The 21,054-nt window shown below is 61.5% G+C and carries 21 protein-coding genes; 9 read left to right on the forward strand and 12 right to left on the reverse strand.

Annotation, left to right across the window (positions count from 1 at the left end; genetic code table 11):
- The first annotated feature begins 106 nt into the window (after window positions 1-106).
- Both ACWF6P_RS23925 and ACWF6P_RS23930 read left to right on the forward strand, forming a co-directional pair.
- The gene (locus ACWF6P_RS23925) at window positions 107-583 is read left to right on the forward strand and encodes a nitroreductase/quinone reductase family protein (RefSeq protein ID WP_452622746.1); all 477 of its coding nucleotides are present in this window, start codon (window positions 107-109) and stop codon (window positions 581-583) included.
- Between the two features lie 58 nt (window positions 584-641).
- The gene (locus ACWF6P_RS23930; RefSeq protein WP_452622747.1) at window positions 642-1,421 is read left to right on the forward strand and encodes a DUF427 domain-containing protein; all 780 of its coding nucleotides are present in this window, start codon (window positions 642-644) and stop codon (window positions 1,419-1,421) included.
- Between the two features lie 48 nt (window positions 1,422-1,469).
- Here the strand turns inward: ACWF6P_RS23930 and ACWF6P_RS23935 are convergent, their stop codons facing one another.
- Window positions 1,470-2,702, reverse strand: a complete 1,233-nt coding sequence (locus ACWF6P_RS23935; protein WP_452622748.1) for an MFS transporter — start codon at window positions 2,700-2,702, stop codon at window positions 1,470-1,472.
- Between the two features lie 72 nt (window positions 2,703-2,774).
- Here ACWF6P_RS23935 and ACWF6P_RS23940 point away from each other — a divergent pair, with 72 nt between their 5' ends.
- Complete coding sequence (locus ACWF6P_RS23940) at window positions 2,775-3,650, forward strand: LysR family transcriptional regulator (RefSeq protein WP_452622749.1); 876 nt, start codon at window positions 2,775-2,777, stop codon at window positions 3,648-3,650.
- Here the strand turns inward: ACWF6P_RS23940 and ACWF6P_RS23945 are convergent.
- The 4 genes from ACWF6P_RS23945 to cobF all read right to left on the reverse strand — a co-directional run bounded on the left by ACWF6P_RS23945 (window position 3,643) and on the right by cobF (window position 7,752).
- Complete coding sequence (locus ACWF6P_RS23945; protein WP_452622750.1) at window positions 3,643-4,509, reverse strand: Fpg/Nei family DNA glycosylase; 867 nt, start codon at window positions 4,507-4,509, stop codon at window positions 3,643-3,645. The genes ACWF6P_RS23940 and ACWF6P_RS23945 overlap by 8 nt on opposite strands.
- A gap of 40 nt (window positions 4,510-4,549) precedes the next feature.
- Complete coding sequence (locus tag ACWF6P_RS23950) at window positions 4,550-5,725, reverse strand: diguanylate cyclase domain-containing protein (protein WP_452622751.1); 1,176 nt, start codon at window positions 5,723-5,725, stop codon at window positions 4,550-4,552.
- A 43-nt stretch (window positions 5,726-5,768) separates the two neighbouring features.
- Entirely contained in the window at window positions 5,769-6,935 is a 1,167-nt protein-coding gene (locus tag ACWF6P_RS23955; protein ID WP_452622752.1) for a GGDEF domain-containing protein, read from the reverse strand.
- A 76-nt stretch (window positions 6,936-7,011) separates the two neighbouring features.
- Window positions 7,012-7,752 carry a precorrin-6A synthase (deacetylating) gene (gene cobF / locus ACWF6P_RS23960; protein ID WP_452622753.1) on the reverse strand — a complete coding sequence of 247 codons (741 nt, stop codon included), beginning with the start codon at window positions 7,750-7,752 and terminating at the stop codon, window positions 7,012-7,014.
- Between the two features lie 86 nt (window positions 7,753-7,838).
- Between cobF and ACWF6P_RS23965 the strand changes: the two genes are divergently transcribed.
- The 5 genes from ACWF6P_RS23965 to ACWF6P_RS23985 all read left to right on the forward strand — a co-directional run bounded on the left by ACWF6P_RS23965 (window position 7,839) and on the right by ACWF6P_RS23985 (window position 11,984).
- Complete coding sequence (locus ACWF6P_RS23965; RefSeq protein ID WP_452622754.1) at window positions 7,839-8,639, forward strand: thymidylate synthase; 801 nt, start codon at window positions 7,839-7,841, stop codon at window positions 8,637-8,639.
- A 2-nt stretch (window positions 8,640-8,641) separates the two neighbouring features.
- The gene (locus tag ACWF6P_RS23970) at window positions 8,642-9,133 is read left to right on the forward strand and encodes a dihydrofolate reductase (protein ID WP_452622755.1); all 492 of its coding nucleotides are present in this window, start codon (window positions 8,642-8,644) and stop codon (window positions 9,131-9,133) included.
- 84 nt (window positions 9,134-9,217) lie between these two features.
- Window positions 9,218-9,550, forward strand: coding sequence for a cupin domain-containing protein (locus ACWF6P_RS23975; RefSeq protein WP_452622756.1), 333 nt, complete (start codon window positions 9,218-9,220; stop codon window positions 9,548-9,550).
- A 19-nt stretch (window positions 9,551-9,569) separates the two neighbouring features.
- Window positions 9,570-10,265, forward strand: a complete 696-nt coding sequence (locus ACWF6P_RS23980; RefSeq protein ID WP_452622757.1) for a hypothetical protein — start codon at window positions 9,570-9,572, stop codon at window positions 10,263-10,265.
- Between the two features lie 27 nt (window positions 10,266-10,292).
- On the forward strand, window positions 10,293-11,984 hold the full coding sequence (locus ACWF6P_RS23985) for a GAF domain-containing protein (protein ID WP_452622758.1): 1,692 nt from the start codon (window positions 10,293-10,295) through the stop codon (window positions 11,982-11,984).
- 2 nt (window positions 11,985-11,986) lie between these two features.
- On the opposite strand, the gene ACWF6P_RS23990 is transcribed toward ACWF6P_RS23985, so the two are convergent.
- The 7 genes from ACWF6P_RS23990 to cycA form a co-directional block, all read right to left on the reverse strand.
- Window positions 11,987-12,625 carry a response regulator gene (locus tag ACWF6P_RS23990; RefSeq protein WP_003946380.1) on the reverse strand — a complete coding sequence of 213 codons (639 nt, stop codon included), beginning with the start codon at window positions 12,623-12,625 and terminating at the stop codon, window positions 11,987-11,989.
- 76 nt (window positions 12,626-12,701) lie between these two features.
- The gene (locus ACWF6P_RS23995) at window positions 12,702-13,595 is read right to left on the reverse strand and encodes a universal stress protein (protein WP_317554221.1); all 894 of its coding nucleotides are present in this window, start codon (window positions 13,593-13,595) and stop codon (window positions 12,702-12,704) included.
- A 353-nt stretch (window positions 13,596-13,948) separates the two neighbouring features.
- Window positions 13,949-14,989, reverse strand: a complete 1,041-nt coding sequence (locus ACWF6P_RS24000; RefSeq protein WP_452622776.1) for an LLM class F420-dependent oxidoreductase — start codon at window positions 14,987-14,989, stop codon at window positions 13,949-13,951.
- Window positions 14,990-15,166: 177 nt separating this feature from the next.
- On the reverse strand, window positions 15,167-16,060 hold the full coding sequence (locus ACWF6P_RS24005; RefSeq protein WP_020970378.1) for a universal stress protein: 894 nt from the start codon (window positions 16,058-16,060) through the stop codon (window positions 15,167-15,169).
- A 141-nt stretch (window positions 16,061-16,201) separates the two neighbouring features.
- Window positions 16,202-17,707: a glutamate-cysteine ligase family protein gene (locus ACWF6P_RS24010; RefSeq protein WP_452622760.1), complete on the reverse strand. Its 1,506-nt coding sequence runs from the start codon at window positions 17,705-17,707 to the stop codon at window positions 16,202-16,204.
- Window positions 17,708-17,832: 125 nt separating this feature from the next.
- Complete coding sequence (locus ACWF6P_RS24015; protein ID WP_452622762.1) at window positions 17,833-18,603, reverse strand: M23 family metallopeptidase; 771 nt, start codon at window positions 18,601-18,603, stop codon at window positions 17,833-17,835.
- 122 nt (window positions 18,604-18,725) lie between these two features.
- Window positions 18,726-20,189 (reverse strand): D-serine/D-alanine/glycine transporter, encoded by a 1,464-nt coding sequence (cycA, locus tag ACWF6P_RS24020; protein ID WP_452622763.1) that lies wholly within the window; start codon window positions 20,187-20,189, stop codon window positions 18,726-18,728.
- Window positions 20,190-20,331: 142 nt separating this feature from the next.
- On the opposite strand from cycA, the gene ACWF6P_RS24025 reads away from it, so the two are divergent.
- Window positions 20,332-21,048 (forward strand): HAD family hydrolase, encoded by a 717-nt coding sequence (locus tag ACWF6P_RS24025; RefSeq protein WP_452622764.1) that lies wholly within the window; start codon window positions 20,332-20,334, stop codon window positions 21,046-21,048.
- The last annotated feature ends 6 nt before the right edge of the window (window positions 21,049-21,054 follow it).

Here is a 21,054-nt window from a genome sequence, read left to right on the forward strand (position 1 = left end):
TTCCTTTTGGGACTTTGGGACTCAGGTATCTGTGATCTGACGTGGCAGACTCTTTCGAGTCGGAGTACACCAACCCCGAAACGGCGCCGAGAAAGCGAGGATTTCGATGCGCAATATCTACCGTTCGTTGATGCGCAATGTCGGTCACACACAATGGTTCTCGGATCTCGGCAAGGATCTGGTTCCGCTCGATCGAGCAGTACAAAAGGTGTCGGGTGGCAAGCTCTCCCTTGTCGGGGAGAACACCGTGACTCAGCTACTGCTCACCACGACGGGCCGTAAGACCGGCCGCTCTCGTACTACGCCACTCCTGTACGCGCCCGACGGCGACGCGTTCGTCGTCGTCGGATCCAACTGGGGGCAGGATGCGCATCCAGCGTGGACACTCAATTTGATGGCCGACCCCACTGCAATCGTGACGGTGAAGGGCGTCGAAATACCGGTCGGGGCAACCCTGGCGGAGGGCACCACGCGTAAGAGACTGTGGACGCTCGCGACCACCGCGTGGCCGCCGTACGAAACCTACGCCGATCGAGCATTCGGGCGCCAGATCCGCGTATTTCGACTCCACCCTGTCAAATAGCTGCTGCCGGGCGCAGGATGGGAAGGACCAACCTGCCGAATCTCAGGAGCATTCGCGAATGTCCACAGCACTGACCCACGCAGAAGACACACAGATCAAAGCTTCCAACGGGCGGATCGCACTCGAGCCGAACCCCCGCCGAATTCGAGCATTCTTCGCTGGTCAGACCGTCGCGGACACCACTCGTTCGGTGTATCTGTTCGAACGCGGCCGCCTGCCGATGTACTACATCCCCCTCACCGACGTTCGCACCGACTTCCTCGTCTCGACGTCGACGACCACCCATTTCCCGTGGAAGGGCGACGCCACATATTGGACTATCGAGATCGGGGATCGCCGCGCCGAGGACACCGTCTGGTCCTACCCTCAACAGTTCGATGGTTCCCTGGACCTGAGTGAGTACGTCGCGTTCTACTGGGATCGCATGGACGCCTGGTTCGAAGAAGATCAACAGGTCTTTGTCCACGCCCGCGATCCATACGTACGTATCGACGCACTCCCCTCGTCCCGGCACGTCCAGGTTTTTGTCGGCGACGTGCTGGTCGCGGAGACGACACGACCCCGACTGCTCTTCGAAACCAGCCTGCCGACGCGGTACTACATTCCGAGAATCGACGTTCGCAGCGAGTTCTTTGCGCCGTCTCCGACCACCACGGCTTGCCCGTACAAGGGCACCGCGTCGTATCTGTCCTTCACCGGCACAACCGAACTCGCACCGATTGAGGATCTGGCGTGGTTCTATCCGTTCACCACCGCCGAAGCGTCCGGGATCGACGACCATGTGTCGTTCTATCCCGAACGCGTCGGCAAGATCCTGGTGGACGGGGCCGAAATCTGAGAAGGTGCAGAAATCTGAAAGGTGCAGGGGTCCGATTAGGTATGGCGTCTATCCCACCGCGACAGGGGATTCCGGGATTCGCAGTTCAGCCGTCTCCAGTCGGCGATCGTGCATCCACACCAACACCGTTACAAGGGAGAAGACCAACCCGGCGATGCATACTCCGTTCCAGCCGTACGACTTCCACACCACTGATCCCACTGCCGAACCCACGGCAGCACCGACGAAGTAGGTAGTCATGTAGACGGAGTTCACACGCGAACGCGCTTCGGGGACAAGGGCGTAGATCACATTCTGGTTGCTGACGTGCACTCCCTGCAACGCGAGGTCGGCAAGAACGATGGCGACAAGAAACCACACTATATGCGCGGCTCCGCCGAAAAAGGGAAGCCACGAGACCAACAGAATCGCAATGGCGCCGCCGGTTGCCACCTGACCCAATCCCCGATCGGCCAGTCTGCCTGCCACTGTCGCCATCAATGCTCCTGCCACACCGAGAAGTCCGACGAGGCCGATTTGAGTGTCGCTGTAGCCGAATTCGTCGGAGAGCAGAAAGGCCATGGTTGTGAAAACAGTGCTGACGGCAGCAAAGGCCAACCCGCCCATAGCCGATCGAGTTCTCAGTCGCGGCAACGTCGCAGCCAACCTCCCTACCGAAGCAAGCGTGGCGCCGTAACCGGCCTTCGGGCGATCTGCGGAATCGGAAGGCAAAGATTGCCACAATGCCGCGGCCATTCCCACCATCAGCACCGCCGCCACCTTGTACACCGTCGACCAACCTCCCAGTCCGGAGAGCACGCCGGCAACGCTGCGCGCCAACAGGATTCCGATCAGTAGTCCGCTCATGATCGTGCCGACCACCTGACCGGACCTCTCAGGTTCGGCCAGTGAGGCGGCAAACGGGATCAGTACCTGCGCGGCGACCGAAAAGACTCCAGCGACTGCGATTCCCACTGCCAGCGTGGCAAAGTTCGGCGCAAATCCGCTGACCGCTTGACCGGTTGCCGCCAGCAGCATGAGCCCTACCGTCAGCTTGCGTCGGTCCACCATGTCGCCCACCGGAACCAGGAGTATCAATCCGAGTGCATACGCGACCTGTGCAATGGTCACAGTCGCGGCCGCGGTGGAGGCGGACACATTCAGGTGCTCCGAGATGGAATCGAGAAGTGGCTGATTGAAATAGTTACCGCCCGCGCACAGGCCCGTCGCCGCGGCCATGAGGAGCACTATCGGTAGTCCGAGCCTCGGACGCGCGTCGCTTGAGATCATGTCGTCAAGCATGACCGCACACACCGGCGTGCGTCCAATAGATGGATACGCATGATCTATCGCCGAGAACGATAGATTGACGTAATGGAACTACGTCACATTCGCTACGCCCTTGCCGTCGCGGAAGACAGACACTTCAGCCGGGCGGCCGCGCGGTTGCACGTTTCCCAGTCCGCCCTGAGCGCCCAGATCAGAGACCTCGAAAAGGAACTGGGAGTAGAACTGTTCAACCGGAACAGTCGCAACGTCGGCCTGACTGCTGCCGGCGAGGTTTTTGTCGCGCGCTCCCGTGAGGTACTCGGCGCCATGTCGAGACTGGTCAGCGATGTCTCAGCCCGGAGCAACGAGCAGGTGCGGCTGACGGTCGGCACCATCACCTCGGCAGGACGCGTCGACGTCGGCCGCGCCCTGGCAGATCTGACACGCCGACATCCTGCAATCAACATCACCGCGCGGCCGTACGGCAGTGAAGTCGTGATCGAGGGAGTTCGGTCCGGCGCGATCGACGTCGGCATTGTCGGATTGGCCGCCGGCCGCCTACCCAAGAGCTTTGCCGCGGCACCGTTGTGGAGTGAACCGACCGCAGCGTTTGTCGCTCCCGACCATCCCTTTGCCCAGGCCTCGTCGATCAGGCTCGAAGACCTACGAGATCACACTCTCGTGGACTTCGCCTCGGGCAGCGAGGCCCGTGTCCAAACCGACCAGGCCTTCGCCGAATCACAGGTCCCTCGCGGAAAAACTCTCGAAGCCAACTCCGTGGACCTGATCTGTTCACTGACCGCCAACGGTTTGGGCGTCGGCCTGCTCCCCCAATCCATGAGCGCCCTACATTCCGAACTGATCTGCATTCCGATCACCGATGCACCACATCGGATCGTCCACGCAATTACCGAACCGACCCATTCGTCTGCCCTCGCCCGAGAGTTCGTCGAACTGCTCGCGGCGCAGTTCGCTACTTGAGTAGTTTCGACATTCGCCTGTCCGCCAACGGTTTACCACCGGTCTGGCACGTCGCGCAGTACTGAAAAGAGCGTTCTGCGAACGACACTTCGCGTACGACGTCACCACACACCGGGCAGGGAAGTCCGGTGCGCGCGTGTACTCGCATTCCCGAGCGTTTTTCACCTTTGAGTCGGGCCGCATCCTGACCCTCCGAGCGCTCGATCGCGTCGGCCAGCGTGGATCGCATCACGGCGTACAGAGCCGAAATCTGCTCCGGTGTCAGACGCGACGAGGTCGCGAACGGCGAGAGTTTCGCGGTGTGGAGGATCTCGTCCGAGTAGGCGTTCCCGATCCCGGCGATCAGCGACTGATCGACTATCGAGTTCTTGATCCGCGCCGACGTGCCGCCCAGAATCTCAGCGAACTCGGCTTCGGTCACAGCCATCGCGTCCGGACCCAATCGGGTGATCCCCGGAACCTCCTGCGGATCGTTCACCACCCAGACCGCGAGGCGCTTCTTGGTACCCGCCTCGGTGAGATCGAATGCCGGCGTCAACCCTTCGGGTGTGAAGAAATGAACGCGCAGCGCCAACGGCCCCTTGCCCGGCTTCGGCGGTGTCGCGGACGGGTTGTCGAGCCACCGCATCCAACCGGCACGGGAGAGATGCGTGACCAACCACAACCCGTCGCAGTCCAGAGCCAGGTGCTTTCCGAAGCGGGCAGCGCCCGTCACGTCACGCCCTTGCAAAGCCGTGATCGGCGGATCGAAGGTCTTGAGCACACTCAGTGCGGCGATGTCGACGCGTCCCACCACTGCGCCGACCGCGTGCTGACGAAGGAACCCTGCCAGCGCTTCCACCTCGGGTAGTTCAGGCATGGCAACAGACTAGCGCCGACCACGGACACTCACAGTGCGCTCAGTCCGATTCCGTCTGCAGAACCACCGAGTGCCCACCGCGCGCCTTCGCGGAATACATCGCCCGATCCGCTCGCCGCAGCAGGGTCGGGTAGGCGACCAGCGCATCATCCGCTGACGCGAAAGGCCCTGCGATCTTGGCGATTCCGATGCTCATGGCCACCTCGGGATGATCGGGCGAGTTGATCGTCGACCGCACAAGGTCATGTTCGAGTCGATCGAACGCGCGTTGATCGACCGAATCGACGATGACGAACTCGTCGCCGCCTATCCGTGCGATCAACGCCGTCGGGCCGGCACATTCGACCAGTCGCGATCCGACTTCTTCGATGACAGCGTCGCCGACGGAATGTCCGTACTCGTCGTTGATGGCTTTGAATCGATTGATGTCGACAGCAGCGACAACCAAGAGCGCCGAGTGCGTGTGCGACCGCTCCAGCAACAGTCGCACCTCGTCGGCCAGTCCCCTCCTGTTGAGCAGTCCGGTCAGTGGGTCCAATTGCGAATTCAACGCGTCGGTGCCGAGGATGGAGAAGATGAACTGACAGGCAAAGGGAATCACGTAGATCGCCGCGCCGACCAGAACTACCAAGGCGACCAGAACCGGAACATCCGAATAGTTTTCGACTACGGAAATGCGTGTCACGATTCCGATGACGACAACGAATACCCACAACATGTGCAAGCTCTGCATTCGCGCATTGTGAAAAAACGCGATATAGCCGCCGATTACGGAGAACATGACTGCATGCGCCAATGCAGCAAGCGGATTGGAATACAACAGCATTGCGGCCGCTATTCCCACTTCCGAGTAGAGCACAAAAGCGTATGACCAGGAGCGGGACAAACTACGCCTCGTCGAGAGCACGACGGCCATCATCACGGTTACGACAATGATGACGGCATTCGCGGTGCGCGCGTGGGAACTGGTCGGCCCCTGCGGGCTGAAGCGAGTCAGGAACATGATGACCGTGACCAGCACCAACGAGCAGACGACAAGGAATCGCGAAGTTACGGTCAGCCCTTTGTCCGCGAGATAGCGGTTGAAAGTGTCGAATTGGTCCGGCCGACGATACCAATCGGCCAGTTGAGACGAGATCAGCCGGAATGCAGGACCCGAGAGCGGTCGTTGCGACGCAGCGGCGTCCGAACGCTCCACATTCCCGGTTGATCCCATGTGGTCAGGATAATCCAGTCAACTCCCCGCAATCAGACAATTTTCACTGTTTTCCGTCCCAGATCACAACCTGATTGCCGCCAGCCGCTTTCGCCCGATACATCGAGGCATCGGCTACTCGAAACAGTTCCGTCAACTCCTCGTCGGAAATGATGGCTGACCATTCGGCTGAGGTGATCGCGACTCCGACGCTGGTCGTCACAGCCGGATCATGATCATCGATTCGCAAGTGCCTTCGCAGATTGCCTTCGAATGCAGACGCTGCACCGACGTCTATCGTGTCGACCAAGACGAACTCGTCCCCACCGAACCTGGCGAAGAGCGCGTTCTCACTGCCGCACCACCGCAGTCGGTCAGCAATCTGCCGAAGTACAAGATCACCTTCTTCGTGCCCGAGTGAGTCGTTGACGCTCTTGAACGAATCGACGTCGACAATCGCGACGACATAAGACGATTTGCTCGACGCACGTCCCGTTGCCCCCATTTCGACAACGGCTCGCTGCAGCCCGCGCCGATTCAGAAGGCCGGTCAACGGATCGACATCCGAACTGTCGGCGTCGGATCCGAGAAGTGAGAGGACGAACTGGCAGGCAAACGGGATGACCACGATCCCGGTGGCGATGATCAGACACAGTGCAGTGGCCAGCGCAGGATCCGCATATACCGCGACCTTTCGGCCGACGACTGCCAGAACCACGATCGACAACGCCATGTGCAGCGCTTGAAGTCTCGCGTTGTGGAAGTAGGCGATGTACCCGCCGATCAACACGAAGAGCACACACTGGATCAACCCGATGAACGGATCGCTGTTCAGGAACACGCCGACGAATACGCCGACCTCGCAGTAGGCGACGAAAAAATACGACCACCGACGCGTGATTTCGGGCAGAAGACAGAAGAGCACGATTGTCGCGACCGTGACAGCGATGATCACGGCGTTGACGACACTGGTGACATGGTTGTGAACGCCCGCGTCGCTGAAGCGCAAGAGAGTCATCGCGATGACGACCGTTGTCAGGGAACCGATGACCAGCAATCGGACGGCTAGTTCCAAGCCCTTCGTGGCGAGGTATCGGTTGAAGCTGTCGAATTGATCAGGACGCCGATACCACTGAACGAGAAGGTCGAAAGCCGACTTCACAGCTGATCTTTCACGACCACGCGGCGCGGGCAGGATCGACTGCAGTCGGTCCTGTCCGAACGATGTCATGCGCAGATCATAGGTGCGCAGACCGTCATTCGGGATCAAGAGCGCAGGATCGACCGGTGCAATCTGTGACCGGTTGTCAGCGCCGAATGAGGTACGTATCCATGATCCAGCCGTGCTTCCCACGCAGCTCCGCCCGACGCGCGACGATCCGATCTTCGACGTCGCGCAGTTTGCCGGAAATCAACTCCTCATCCGAGGTTCCGAGGTACGCACCCCACCAGATCTCGGCGTCGTCTTCGCTCACCTGAGTGAACGTGCAATGCGCGTCGAGCATCACGACGGCGTTGTCCACTCCGTCAGGTAATCCCTCGGCCAGTTTGCGGCCGGTCGTGATGTGGATGGGTTCGCCGATTCGGTTCAGGACGATCCGGTGTTGTGCAGCCAGCGACTGCACGCTCGTGATCCCCGGTATGACGGAGTAGTCGAACGACACTCTCCCGCGAGCGAGCACGCGCTCGACGATCCGCAGAGTGCTGTCGTAGAGGGAAGGGTCACCCCAGACGAGAATCGCTCCCACTCCGGGTTCGGCCGCGAATTCCGCTTCGAATTTCGCTGCCCGGCGCTCGTGCCAGTCCTCGACGACACCTTCGTAATCGGTCGGGGTTCGGTCCCGCGGTGGGTCCGTGATCTCGACCACCTTGTAGTCGAGATGAACGTGCTCGTCGAGGATGCCGGTTCGCAGGTCGACCAGAGCCTGCTTCTCGTCGCCCTTTCCGATGATGAAGAAGGTATCGGCCGTGTTCATGGCCTTGATCGCCTGGACAGTCACCTGGTCGGGATCACCCGCACCGATACCGATCACCAAGAGTTCGCGCATGCGCCGAGGCTATATTGCTGTGCGCCTTTATTAACCGCCGGAGGTTAATAGAGGCGCACAGCAGGCTAGGCCCTAGACTGATTCCCGTGACTGTCTCCACTGCTTACGAAGACCTCCTCCGGCTCGTCATGGAGACGGGTACCGCCAAATCCGATCGCACCGGAACCGGCACCCGCAGCATCTTCGGTCACCAGATGCGCTTCGATCTTGCCGAAGGCTTTCCGCTCGTCACCACCAAGAAGGTCCACCTCAAGTCGATCGTCAACGAGCTCCTGTGGTTCCTGCGCGGCGACTCCAACGTGGCGTGGCTGCACGAGCACGGCGTCTCCATCTGGGACGAGTGGGCCGACGAGAACGGCGAACTCGGCCCCGTCTACGGCGTCCAGTGGCGTAGCTGGCCCACCCCCTCGGGCGAGCACATCGACCAGATCACGCAGACCGTCGAGACCCTGCGCACGAACCCCGATTCGCGGCGGATCATCGTCTCGGCGTGGAACGTGGCCGATATCCCACAGATGGCGCTGGCGCCCTGCCACGCTTTCTTCCAGTTCTACGTCGCCGACGGCAAACTCTCGTGCCAGCTGTACCAGCGCAGCGCCGACATGTTCCTCGGCGTTCCGTTCAACATCGCCAGCTATGCGCTACTGACTCACATGATGGCCCAGCAGGCCGGACTCGACGTCGGCGAGTTCGTCTGGACCGGCGGCGACTGCCACATCTATGACAATCACGTCGATCAGGTCACCGAGCAGCTCGGTCGCGAGCCCCTGCCGTTGCCGACCCTGAAACTGAACAAGCGCGACTCCATCTTCGACTACACCTTCGAGGATGTGGAGATCGTCGACTATCAGCACCACCCCGCGATCAAAGCGCCGGTTGCGGTCTGACGATGACCGATCGCACAGTCACCCTCATCTGGGCTCAGGCTCATGACGGCGTCATCGGCGCCGACAACTCGATCCCGTGGCGCGTGTCCGAGGACATGGCTTACTTCAAACGCGTCACCATGGGCCATCCGGTAATCATGGGGCGGCGCACCTGGGACTCCATTCCATTGAAGTTCCGTCCGTTCAGCGGGCGTCGGAACGTCGTCGTCACCCGCGATCCGCAATGGCACGCCGAAGGCGCCGAGGTGGTCCACAGTCTGGACGACGCCCTGGCGTTGCCGGACGGCGACGTCTTCGTCGTCGGCGGTGGGCAGATTTATTCGGCTGCACTGCCATTCGCGACGCATCTCCTGGTGACCGAGGTCGACCTCGAGATCGCCGGTGATGCCTTTGCTCCCGAGATCGGCCCCGAATGGAACTTGAAGTCCGACGAGCCCTGGCAGACCTCCGAGAAGAGCGGGCTGCGCTTCCGGTGGCTGGAATATACTCGCTGACCGACTTCCGCCGATAACGAGGCACCTCGCGAGTGAGTCGGTCATACTCCAAGAACGACATTCACCGCTTTCGAGAGGTCTTCGATGGACAAGAAGTCACTGACCGCTCTCGCTCGCCAACAGTTGAAACTGGCGAGCTCGGCGACCAGCGGTCGCAGTTCACAAACCGTCTACGGCGGCCACCAGCGCAGCCTGCGACAGACGGTGATCGCACTGAGCGCCGGCAAGAGCCTCGCCGAACACGACAGTCCGGGCGAAGCCACGCTGTTGGTCCTGAGCGGGAAGCTGAATCTTGTGTGCGGGAGCGACCAGTGGAAAGGATCCACCGGCGATTTCCTCGCCGTCCCGGCCGACCGTCACAGTGTCGAAGCGCTCGAAGACGTCGCATTTCTGCTGACCGTCGCCATGAAGGGCTGAAGTCGGTAGCGTCTTCCCGGTGAGCGAAACCGTGATCGAAGTGTCCATCGTCGCAGCCCCGTCGGTGCTCTGGCCCGCGCTGCGTGACCCGTCGCTGATTCGTCGTTGGTTCGGCTGGGAGTACGACGGACTCGACGACGAAATCACCCAGATCTACTCCACCGCTGAGGCGGACCCCGAGGCGTTGACGCTGAGACTCGGAAACGGTGACAGTTTCTCTCTTCTCGAACGAGACGGCAAGACACTCGTCCGCATCGATCGGCCGGCAAAGTCGGCGGAAGACGACTGGTACGACGACATCACCGAGGGATGGACGACGTTTCTCCAGCTGCTCAGATTCGCAGTGGAGCACCACGGACTGGCCGAGCGGAGAACCATTTATCTCGACGGCCTTCTGCTCCCCGGTGAGAACGTGGCGACTGTCCTCGGGATCACCGAAATCGACCTGGCAGAGGGAAGTCGGTACGCGGCGACGATCGCTCCCGGCGACTACTTCGAGGGCGTCGTCGACTTCGTCACCGACCACCAATTCGGCTTGACAGTCGAAGATCTCGGCCCTGGCCTGCTGTCCGTCGCCGCGCAGTCCGTGACTGCCCAGCGACCCGATGGAGGTATGTCGATCCTGCTGACCACCTACAACCTGAGCGATGACGAGTTCGACGAAATCAAGCATCACTGGTCTTCGTGGTGGGAAGGTCGCCGTCAAGAGGGCTGACGTTCCGCGAGGCGATATGCTTCGACCATGGTCGAAGCTTCGGGTCACAGTCCGGCACGCACGTTCGGCGAGTTGCTCGACCGACTGGGCGATTCCAACGCAGACATCCCCACGCTCCACCGTCTGCTCGAGGCGGTCCTGGTCGTCGGTTCAGGCCTTGATCTCGACCTGACACTTCAACGGATCATTACTTCTGCGACAACGGTTCTGGACTGTCGCTACGGCGCCCTGGGGGTTGCAGCGCCAGGGGGCGGGCTCTCGGAATTCGTCTACGAGGGAATCCCCGGGTCCCAACGCGCGATCATGGGACATTTTCCCGAAGGGCATGGCGTTCTGGGTGTTCTGATGAATCATCCGCAGACTTTGCGTGTGGCACATCTCGGCGACCATCCCGAATCGGTCGGATTCCCCGCAAATCACCCACCGATGGAGAGCTTCCTCGGAGCGCCGATCATGATGCGAGGAAAGGTGTTCGGCAGCATCTATCTGACCGAGAAGCGAGGAAAAGCCGAGTTCACCCAGGAAGACGAGGTCATTCTGGAGGCTCTCGCCATCGCAGCCGGTATCGCCGTGGAAAACGCCCGGCTGTTCGAGCAGTCTCGAACTCGTGAAAGATGGCTCACCGCAACATCTGCCATCCGCTCGCGGTTGCTGGCCGGTGACTCGCTCGAGGACGGCTTGCAACTTCTTGCCAGCCGCGTTCGGGATTTGACCGGGGTCGAGGACGTGATCGTGGTGATCTGCGAGAACGGGTATGCCCAGGTCCATGCTGCGGCCAGCGCCCGAACCACTTCTCGTGGGGTCAGAATTCCAGCGACGACCTATCCGTTCGACGTCGTACGGAGTACGCGAAAGCTACAGGTGCTCACCACCTTAGGTGCGCTCACTGAACTGGTGCCGTCGGCCGGTAGTGCGGTCGTTGCACCGATGTGCGTCGCCTCGGGTGTAGTCGGCGCGATCATCGTGGCGTCGAATTCCACCAACACGCACTGGGACCACGACGAACTGACCCGGATCGAGTCGATGGCCGAACTCGGCTCCGTTGCAATCGAGTTCGACGAGAAACAGAAGGCGCAACGCCTTTTGTCGGTTCTCGCGGACCGCGACCGCATCGCACGCGACCTGCACGACAACGTCATCCAGCGACTGTTCGCAAGCGGAATGAGCCTGCAGAGCACGCTTCCGGACGAGACCCTCCCCGAGTCTGCGCGCGCAATTGTCAAACGATCTCTCGAACAATTGGACAAGACCGTCCGCGAGATCCGGACTACCATCTTCGATCTGCAGACTCCCACGGCCACCGATTCGTCGAGCCTGCGGCGACGCCTCCTCGACGTCATCGGCGACGCCACCGCACAATCCGCCGTGACCCCCAGCGTCCAATTCTCCGGCGCCATCGACACTCTCGTGAATCCCGGCATCCACCCGCACGCCGAAGCCGTACTGCGAGAGGGACTGAGCAACGTCCTCAGACATGCACACGCACACCACATCACCATCGCAGTGACCGCGGACGTCGAATTCGCGATCACGATCGAGGACGACGGCGTCGGACTTCCCTCGGACTTCCACAAGAGCGGACTTCACAACCTCGAGCGCCGGGCCGAACACTGTGGCGGCACATGCACAATCGTCAACCACGATCCGAGCGGTGCACGTCTGCTCTGGCGAGTACCGCTCGGCCGCACCAACTCGAATCGACCGAAGTCCGGCCGGTAGATCTATCTACTGCCGCTGCGGATTTCGGTCGCAAGCACCGCAGCCTGAGTACGACGCTGCATGCCCAGCTTCGACAGCAGACGCGTCACGTAGTTCTTGACTGTCTTCTCCGCGAGGAACAATCGCGCGCCGATCTCCCGGTTGGTGAGTCCCTCTCCGATGAGGTCGAACACAGCTCGCTCCTGATCGGACAGCTCGGCCAACGGATCAGCTGTGCGATCGCTACGGATCCGCTGCATCAGCGCCTCCGTCGCCCGACTGTCGAGCAGTGATCCGCCGCGCCCGACTGTGCGGACCGCAGCGACCAGATCGGTTCCGAGAATCTGTTTGAGGACAAATCCCGAGGCACCCGCCATGATCGCGTCGAGCAAAGCCTCGTCGTCTGCGTACGACGTGAGCATCAGGCAGCGCAGGTCGGGAAGCATCGAGCGGAGCTCGCGGCACAGTTCGACGCCGTTGCCGTCCGGCAACCGTACGTCCAGAACGGCGACGTCGGCATTGCTCTGCGGTACCGCAGCCAATGCTTCGCCCACGGATGCGGCCTCACCCACCACCACGAAGTCTTCGACCCCGCCGAGTAGGTCGAACAAACCGCGCCTGACGATCTCGTGATCGTCGACCAGGAATATCCGCGTTGTCATCGAACCCCTCCAAAAGACATCTCGAGTCGAACGGTACCGGAGATGGTGGACTCAGAACTCATTGAATGCATTCTCTTCACTTGTTGACGTGCCGGACTATGAGAACCGGGCAATCCGCCGTGTGCAGGAGGGCCCGACTGGTCGATCCAAGGAGCATTCCCGCGAATCCGCCGCGCCCACGGCTACCGACGACTATCAATTGCGCCGTCTCCGCGTATTCGCTCAGAACTCGCACCGGACGGTCACGCGCGACGACCCTCTCGACGACGACGTCCGGGTAGCGCTCGGTGAATCCGGCCAATTGCTCGGCGAGGACAACTTCCTCGCCTGTCTGGATACTGCTCCACAGCGGGTCCTCCGGGGTGGCGCCCAGCGAGGGCTGCACACTCACGTCGCTCCACACGTTGACCGCAATCAAGGTGGCGCCCCTCGCGGACGCCTGCTCGAAAGCATGCTCGACTGCCTCGATACTGCTCTCGGATCCATCGACGCCGACGACGACGGGGCCTTCGGTCGGCGGTCGCCCGTCGAGCGTCCGCCCTCTGACCACTGCAACCGGTGATTCGCCGTGCGAGACCACGGACACCGTCGCGGAACCGACGACCAGTCCGGTGAATTCACCGTGTCCGCGCGGTCCGAGAGCAATGATGTACGCACTCTTGGACAATTCGATCAGCCGATCGGAGACACTGCCGTCGAGAAGTTCGGTGACGATCTCGAGGTCGTCGTCGATGCTCTGGCGCGCAAGGATCTGTGCGCTGTCCAGACGAGCGGTGGCAGTGCGGCGCAGTTCGTCCTTGAAGCTCTCGGCGAGGTACGGCTCCGAGTAGTAGAAGGCGGGGATGTGCACCACCGTCGCGATGTGGAGAGGACGACCGAGCGCCACTGCCGTTCGAGCCGCCCAGACGACAGCCGACGACGCCGATTCCGAACCGTCCACTGCTACGACGACGGGTTTGGTTGCACTCATGTTCGTCCCTCCACAATCGACCACAGAATCTCTACGCCCCCACACTATTGCCCAATGACGGCAAAAAGGATTCATCGGCTGACGCGAGTCCCGAATCGGACATTCGACCTTTGGGTGGACTGCGGCAACGGCCCCGCCAACATCCCGAACGGGCGTCAACGAGGCCACCGGTGCCGGACTCGCACGCGAACCCTGGCTACCCGATCCACGTTAGGCGAAGAAGCCGACCGGTCAGAAGTGCAGAAAGTCCTGTCAAGAAGCGCCCAAAATCGGGTTTCGTGCGCAAGAGATCCCGAAACACCTGCTGTGCGCCTTTATTAACCGCCCGCGGTTAATAAAGGCGCACGGCAGGGTCAGTCACAAATCTTGCGGAACTTCTCGATCAGCTGAACACGGCCGTTGCGATCGGCAGCCAACGGCGTGACGTTGAGCGTCGTGACGCCCGCTTCGGCGAAGGCTGCGACGCGTTCCCTGACGTAGCTCTCGGGACCGATCAACGACACGGCACGAACCAGCTCGTCGGGGACTGCTGCTGCGGCTTCGTCCTTCTTGCCCGCGAGGTAGAGATCCTGGATCTTCGCAGCGGCTTCTTCGTAGCCGTAGCGCACTGCGAGATCGTTGTAGAAGTTCTTGCCCTTCGCGCCCATGCCGCCGATGTAGAGCGCAAGGCTCGGACGTACCCAGTCGAGCATGTGGTCGACGTCGTCACCGATGGCGAGCGCCGGCGACGCGTACACCTGAAGCTCGCCGAGGCTCGGATCGCGCTTGGCCTTGCCCTTGGCGATCGGCTCGCCCCACACGCTGGCTGCCTTCTCCGGATGGAAGAAGATCGGTTCCCAGCCTTCGGCGATCTCGGCCGTCAGCTCAACGTTCTTGGGGCCGAGCGAGGCGATCAGGATCGGGATGCGCTCACGCACAGGATGATTGATCAGCTTGAGGGGCTTGCCCAGTCCGGTGCCCTTCTCGGCGGGGAGCGGGACCTGGTAATACTTGCCCTGGTATTCGACCTTCTCGCGGCGCCACACCTGGCGGCAGATCTCGACGACCTCACGCGTGCGCCCCAACGGAGCGTCGTACTTGACGCCGTGGAATCCCTCGATCACCTGCGGACCGGAGGCGCCCAGTCCCATGACGAAGCGGCCGTTGGAGACGAAGTCCAGGCCCGCTGCCGTCATCGCGGTCAACGAGGGCGTACGGGTGTAGATCTGAAAGATTCCCGAAGCGAGTTCGATTGTCGACGTCTTGGCCGCCAGGTAGCCGAGCTGGCTGACGGCATCGAAGGAATACGCTTCCGGGACGAAAGCGATGTCCAGGCCCGCCTTCTCCAGGTCACCGACCTCTTCGACGGTTTCGGCGAACCCGCCGCTGTAGTTCAAACCCATACCGATACGCACGTTGTAACCCCAATCCTGACGATTGCTGCCGTGTGCGACGCGCACACGGGCAGTGGTACTCCCATCGAACACTTACTCACATCGAACACTACGGAACCTGAGTCCGCATTCATGTGACTACCCCGTTCAAATTCGATGACCGAAATGAACGGGGTAGCGGGAGAACCTGTATGAAGGTCAGGATTCTTCGGGGCGAACCACCATGACGGGGCACTTGGCCGAAGCGATCAGGGTGTTGCTGGTCGAGCCGAGCAGCATGCCGCGGAATCCACCGCGACCACGGCTTCCGACGACCACGAGCTGCGCTTTTGCCGACCAGTCCAGCAGCCGTCCGCGTGGGTTGTCGAGGTAGACCTCGCGCCGGACCTTCACGTCCGGGTACTGCTCGGACCAACCTGCCAAGCTCTCGCTGAGAACTGCGTGCTCTTCTTCCTCGAGAGACTGCGGCGCAAGTGCAGCGGCCCGCGGATCTTCGAATGCCGCGCTCCCGAGGTCACTCCACACGTGCAGCGCCACCAGCTCTGCGCCGCGGAATGCCGCTTCCTCGAATGCCGCACCCACGGCCTGCGCACTGAGCGCGCTGCCGTCGACGCCGACCACGACCGGTCCCTCCGAGGGCACCGCGCCGTCGCGGTCGCGGACGACGATCACCGGGCACTTGCCGTGACTGGCCACCCCGACTGCGGTATTGCCGAGCACTGCCGTTGCCGCCTTGCCTGATGCAGAAGCTCCGACAACGACGCGCCTGGCCTGTGCCGAACTCTCGATCAACCACTGAGTTGCACTGCCGATGGCGATTTCGGTGTGAACCTCGAGTTTCGGATCGATCTCACGGGCGAACTGTTCCGCCTCTGCCAAGATCGCTTTTCCGGCCTCCTCGACCCATTCGTACACCCCACCCGCGTCGACGTACGGTCCACCGAAACCGTACGGCGCGAAGTCGAGAGCGTGGATGATGTCGAGTCGCAATTCGCGCTGGGCGGCGATTTTCGCGGCTTCGCGGAGCGCGGTGGACGCAGTGTCCGAACCCTCGACTCCGACAACAACACTGTTATGTTCGCGTGAACTCATGTGCCCACCTTCCTGAAGAAGTAACCGAGCCACTTTCACACTAACCATCCCACTTGTCCGGCTTTTTTGGGGTCGCCCCCTCTCGATTTCGGGGACTTAGGTCCCCGAAACTGTTGACGGATAGGAGAATTAGCAGAGCAATCAGGACCAGGTGTGAACAGGATCTCCCGCGCGCATGTTCTCCACGTAACCGCGGAGCATTCCGGTGAGCGCAGTCGAGCGGTCCGCGCCAGAGGCCTCCGCCCGCGCAACATGCTCTCGTTGCCAGGCGGCGCCGGTCTGCCGATTCATGCACCGCCCTTCGATGACGCCGAGGTACCGATCGCGGGCGGCGGCGGACAATCCGAAGTCCGTCAAGCCCTCGTGCGCCAACGGCAGCAACCTTCGCAATATCAACTCGTCGGCACCGACCCAACCGATCTCCGGCCAGTACAGGGTCGCATCCAGTCCGTACTTGGCGCCGATGTGCAGGTTCTCTTCCGCCGCGTGAAAAGACATGTGCGACCACAGTGGCCGCTCCGCGTTCACCAGTGCCCGAACGGTTCCGTAGTAGAAGGCTGCATTGGCCATGATGTCGACGACGGTCGGTCCGGCCGGCAATACGCGATTCTCGATACGCAAGTGCGGCTTGCCATCCGAGCAGTCGTACACCGGTCGATTCCACCGGTAGACCGTGCCGTTGTGCATCTGAAGCTCGCTTAACTCCGGAACCCCGCCCGCCGCGAGCACTTCCAGTGGATCGGTGTCCGACACATCAGGCAGCAGGGCAGGGAAATACCGCGAGTTCTCCTCGAACAAGTCGAGCACCGAATGGATCCACCGTTCACCGAACCACACCCGCGGACGCACACCTTGATTCTTGAGCTCGAAAGTTCGGGTGTCCGTGGCCTGTTCGAAGATCGGAATGCGTGATTCGTGCCAGAGTGCCTTGCCCGCCAGGAAAGGAGAATTGGCGGCCAACGCCACTTGCACTCCGGCCAGACACTGCGCGGCATTCCAGTGCGCGGCAAACTCTTCCGGCGCGACGCGCAGGTGCAACTGCATGGACGTACACGCCGCCTCAGGCACCACTGAATTGGTATCGGCCCGAAGAAGTTCCACGTCGCCGCCAGGTAGCGCGACACCTTCGACGTCGAGTTCGATGTCCTCTCCTCGCGCGGCAAAAATTTGCTCGTTGAGCAATTCGTAGCGCGGGTTGGCGGTGATCCACTCGCGATCGAGATGCTCGAGCTGCAGTGTCGGCAGCATCCCGATCATCACCATCTCGGCGTCGTGCGCATGGATTCGCGCATCTGCGACGTCGAGGGACGCCCGCAGTTTCTTTTCCAATTCGAAAGTCGCGTCACCGGTGAGCGGGCCGGGTTCGACGTTCATCTCGACGTTGAACTGTCCGAGCTCGGTTTGGAAAACCTCAGCGTCGTCTATGGATTCGAGTACTTCACGATTCGACATCGCAGGAGCCATGTCCCCGTTCACCAGGTTGAATTCGATCTCCATACCCAGCAGCGGCGCCGGCTTGTCGACGGCGTCCCGAAAGTCACCACCGTCGAGCATCTGCTTCATGGCGTCGACGCACGAGCGCACCTTCTTACGAAAGAGCCTGCGGTCGGCTCTGGTGAATTCTCTCGCCGTGACCTCTGCACCCATCGCGCGTTCCCCCTTCGACGATCAACGTCACTGAAGGCTATCCGGCCGGGGTCACCGACAAACGAGAACTGCGGTGGCACCAGGAAGATTTTCCCGGCACCACCGCAGTTCTACAAGAAGCTTTCTTACGAGTTGTCTACCCAGGTGACAGCCACGCCGCGGGCCTGCAGCCACGCTGCCGGATCGACCTTTGCGCCGTTCTCGGCGACCTCGAAGTGCAGGTGGGGGCCGGTGGACTGGCCACGGTTACCCACGGTGGCAATCTGCTGGCCGGCGTTGACACGCTGACCGACGTTCACCTGGTAATCGTTGACGTGACCGTACGTGGTGACCGTGCCGTCGTCGTGCTGGACACGGACCCACAGTCCGAAACCTGACGCCGGGCCGGCGTCGATGACCTGGCCGTCGGCAGCAGCCAGGATCGGCGTACCGATCGGGGCTGCGATGTCGAGACCGCCGTGGTGTGCTCCCCAGCGCGAACCGAAGGTGGAGGTCAGCGTTCCGGACACCGGCTGCACCGTGCGAGCGGACGTGCCCGGATTGATACCCGCGAGGAACTGCTGTGCCTGTGTGTTGAGGTCAGCTGCAAAGTCGGGGAGCTCGGGAATGTCGAGAGCCGGAAGAGCCGCCAATTCAGCCGGAACGACAACGCCCTCGGGAAGCAGACCCTGCGGGATCTCGAAGCCCGCGATGGTCTGTGTTGCCGGCGCCGCAGCAGCGGTTCCTGCACCCATCTGGCCTGCACCGACGAGGAGTGCACCGGTAGCCGCAGCTACGACGCCTGCCTTGACACCGGCACCAGGGCCAGACGACGCGGTGCGGTGGCGGCCGCTTGCTGCCTCGGGATCGATCTCGAAGACAACATCGTCATTGCCCGTGCGGTGGTGGTTTCCCACAGTGTGTACTCCGTCAGTCGTCGGCGTGCAGCGTCCTTCTGATGAAGCCCGCTCCTCTGTCTGCCGAAGAATGTAACAGTTTGATCAAGGCAGCCGCCACCGTTACCCGATCTTGACCAAAACTATTTCTCGCCGTTCTGTCGGCTGGCGTCCAGTTCTGACTTGAATGCGTCGTATCGTGCCCGGTGAGCGGGTCGGCGCCGGATGATCGCCCACGCGATTCCCAGAACGACGAACCAGATCGGCGTGACGACAAGTGCCTGCAGGGTGTCATCCTTGGTTGTCAGCGCCCAGAGGATGAAGACGAAGAACGCGAGCACGACCCAGCACATCACGATGCCTCCGGGCATCTTGAACTTCGACGCCTCGTGCAGGTGCGGACGACGCTTCCGGTAGACCATGTAGCTCGCCAGGATGATCGTCCACACGAACATGAACAGCAGCGCCGAAATGGTCGTGACGACGGTGAAGGCCTCGATCACGGAGTCGCCCGAGAACAGCAGGATCAGCGACGCCAGCAGGAAGATGCACGAGAACATCAGGGCGTTCGCGGGAACCTTGCGTGAGTTCAGCTTGCCGAGAGCCCTCGGTGCGTCGCCTTCCTGTGCAAGCCCGAACACCATGCGCGAGGTGGAGTAGATACCCGAGTTCGCCGAAGATGCGGCGGAGGTCAGCACGACGAAGTTGATGACCGATGCAGCGATGCCGAGGCCGGCGAGTGTGAACATAGCGACGAACGGACTCTTGTCTGCGCTGATTTCACGCCACGGTGTCACCGCGATGATCACGGTCAGCGCGACGACGTAAAACAGCAGCACACGAATGGGGATGGAGTTGATGGCCTTCGGCAGGTTCTTCTCCGGGTCCTTCGCCTCGGCTGCTGTCGTGCCGACCAGTTCGATACCCACGAATGCGAACACGGCGATCTGGAAGCCGGCCACGAAGCCCATGAATCCGGTCGGGAACATGCCGCCGTCGTTCCAGAGATTGTCGATGCCCGAGGTGGCACCGTTGGGCGCAGTGAACCCGGAGACGACCATGACGATGCCGACGATGATCAGGCTGACGATGGCGATGATCTTGATCAGCGCGAACCAGAACTCGGTTTCACCGAAGGCGCGAACGGTCGGGAGGTTGAGGAGCAGCAGTGCCGCGATCGTCAGCAAAGCCGGAATCCACGCCGCGAGACCCGGCCACCAGTATTTGAAGTAGCCGGAAATCGCGATGACGTCAGCGATGCCGGTGACGATCCAACAGAACCAGTAAGTCCAACCGGTGAAGAATCCCGCCCAGGGGCCCAGCAGATCAGCGGCGAAGTCCGAGAAAGACTTGTACGCCATGTTGGAGAGCAGCAACTCCCCCATCGCACGCATGACGAAGAAGAGCATAAAGCCGATGATCATGTACACGAAGATCACGGAAGGCCCGGCGAGAGAGATCGTCTTGCCCGATCCCATGAAGAGTCCGGTGCCGATGGCCCCACCGATGGCGATCAGCTGGATATGCCGGTTGGACAGCTGGCGTGAGAGGTGGGGGTCTTCGCCGGACGGCTTCGTCAAATCTGGTGTATTCGCGTGGTCGGACACGGAGGATCCCCCTCGTCGTTCGGTTCATCCGGGGCGTCGAAATCACGCCCGTCGGGGGAACCTCGGAAAATGTGCCCTCTCAAAGTACGCGTGCACTGGCTCACATCACGCATCGGAAAGCGGACGCCGATAACCTGTCGAGGTGAACACTGACAGCACAGCCCATCAAGACGGACATATCGCCGCTACGCTGTTCGATTTCTCCGGAACCCTCTTCCGTTTGGAAGAGAGCGACGATTGGAACGAGCACCTCGTCGATCACCAAGGCGATCCGCTCGACGTGCATGCTCAAGCCGAGCTGATGCGCCGGATGACCGCGCCGGTGGGTAGAACCGTCGAGATGGACGAAGCCGGGATCTACGCGTGGGAGAACCGCGACCGGGATCCGAAGTTGCATCGTCAGGCCTACCTCGACGTGTTGAGCAAGTCCGGAGTTCCCGATCCGGTTCGCGCCGAGGCTTTCTACGCCCTACTGGTCGATCCGGACCAGTGGTCGCCGTACCCGGATACCGGGGAGGTCCTGAAGACATTGTCGGAGAAGGGCATACGAACCGCGGTCCTGAGCAACATCGCCTTCGACATCCGACCGGCGTTCGTCGACCGAGGCTGGGACGTCTGGGTCGACGAGTTCGTACTCTCTTTCGAGGTGGGTGCAGTCAAGCCCGAACCGGCGATCTTCGAGTACGCCCTTGCGCAACTCGATGTGGATGCGGCGCAGACATTGATGGTCGGCGACAGCGACGAGGCCGACGGCGCTGCCCGAGACGTCGGTTGCCAGTTCGCTCTCGTCGATCCACTGCCGACGTCCGAACGTCCGCACGCGCTACTCGACGCGGTGCGGAAATTCGGCCTTCTGTAAGGAGCG

The organism is Rhodococcus sp. NPDC055024 (assembly GCF_053608585.1).